The sequence below is a fragment of the Kitasatospora sp. NPDC088264 genome (assembly GCF_040685715.1).
Taxonomy (GTDB): Bacteria; Actinomycetota; Actinomycetes; order Streptomycetales; family Streptomycetaceae; genus Kitasatospora.
This window is the reverse complement of sequence record NZ_JBFBIR010000143.1, coordinates 1-1,571: the sequence shown is the minus strand read 5'-3', so window position 1 is coordinate 1,571 and position 1,571 is coordinate 1. Positions and strand designations below refer to the sequence as shown.

Below are 1,571 nucleotides of genomic sequence, written 5' to 3'. Positions count from 1 at the left end.
GGACCCGGCCGCCACGAGATCCTGAAAACGAGTCCGTGCCGCAAGAACCAAAGCCGGACAGTTGGGGGGAATCCCCTATCGAACACCCTCTCAGGCCCGGGCTGCAGCACCATGATGCGGCAACGGGCGCGGCTTCCACCACGTCACGCAGTCACCGCGAGGTCGTCGTCGAGGTCGACGCGCAACGTGGCCGGCCCGGCCCGCTGAGCCGGCCGCGTCAACCCAGCCTCGGCCAACCCCCGCAGGAGGCCCAGCGGGGCGACGACTCCAACTCGCGGAACAGCTTGTCGAGCGTGCCGTACCGGGCCTGCATCCGCTCCAACTGCGCCTGGGCCGAAGCCCGTTCGCCCGCCGGTGTCCGGTCGCCGGCCAGCAGGGCGCGCACCGCGGAGATCCGAGACGAGGGGACGGTCATCGTGGCCTCCGGGGGACGTCATTCGCAGGTCCACCTTATACCCTTTAATGCCTGACGGTGATTTATTTTCGAATTTCAAATCGAACAGATCGCCCCCTGGCAATATCGCGGCGACATGTTTTCATCCGACGCTGACCGTGAGTTTGTAGATGAAGCTGAAAGGCCGTTATTATCGCCTCGCAGCGCTTACCAGGAAGTTCCCTGGACCTCTCTCCCCATTCTGGGTTCGCCCAGCTCCCGGGCAAATCGCTCGGGTGTCCCCATCGAGAGGAGCGCGTTCCATGACTAAGCGGAGGAAGCCCAGTGAGGACGACGAGTCGCCCCGGCCCGACCAGGGCGACGACGGATCCAACCCGGAGCCCGAACCGCAGGACAAGGGACGCCGCCACGAGTACTTGCCGCTGATCATCGAAGTCGTCAGGTTCACAAACGCCCTGCTCAGGGCGCTCGGCGACGACTGAGGCGCGGCGCAGCAGAGCTGTAACTCTGCTGCGCCGCCGGTGATCGGCTGCGCTCGCGCGGCCTGCCCGGCCCGTTCGGTACCTTCACGCGAGGGAGCCCGAACGGGCCTTCACCGTTTTCCGGTACCCAAGTACCGGAGTCTCACATGAGATCGCTTCTTCACGTTTCCGATCAGAAGAAATCTCGAAACTATCGCCTATAATCAGTCTCGAAACTAATGGACTCTAACAATAGATCCGGGTCGCTAACTAAGTCTTTAATGGCGGCGACATAAAGACTTTGGACTTCGCGACGACTATTTGATTCTACCCATCGAGAAGCCCCGGAGCAAACATCGGTTTGTGCTGCCCCGACCCACAGAATGATGAAAATGCGTGATTGCCGTCGCAGCACTGCGCAAACGAGGCGCACCAACGGGAGGCCCCCCGGGCAGTCCTGGCCTCGGGCGTACACCCGGGCCGCCGCGGAAAGCGTCCCCCCGGGGGGCGGTTTCGCCTGCCGGTGCCGGCGCGGGGCGGCGGCCGGGGCAGTGCCTCGCGTGAGGCGGTGCCACCTACTCATGCGAGGAGGTTGGTCCGGGCGGCCTCGACCCGGGGCCGTTAGGCCGTGTCCTGCCGATCACTTGAGTCGTTGATACGACTATGGGGAGTAGGGGTGATCTGACTGACGGCCAGTGGGAGCGGCTTCGGCCGCT

2 protein-coding genes are annotated in these 1,571 nt (G+C 64.2%); one reads left to right on the top strand and one right to left on the bottom strand.

Annotated features, from left to right (window positions below; genetic code table 11):
- Positions 1–217: 217 nt before the first annotated feature.
- Positions 218–415 carry a hypothetical protein gene (locus tag AB0O82_RS38710; protein WP_363589754.1) on the bottom strand — a complete coding sequence of 66 codons (198 nt, stop codon included), beginning with the start codon at positions 413–415 and terminating at the stop codon, positions 218–220.
- 281 nt (positions 416–696) lie between these two features.
- Between AB0O82_RS38710 and AB0O82_RS38705 the strand changes: the two genes are divergently transcribed.
- Positions 697–876 carry a hypothetical protein gene (locus AB0O82_RS38705; protein WP_363589752.1) on the top strand — a complete coding sequence of 60 codons (180 nt, stop codon included), beginning with the start codon at positions 697–699 and terminating at the stop codon, positions 874–876.
- The last annotated feature ends 695 nt before the right edge of the window (positions 877–1,571 follow it).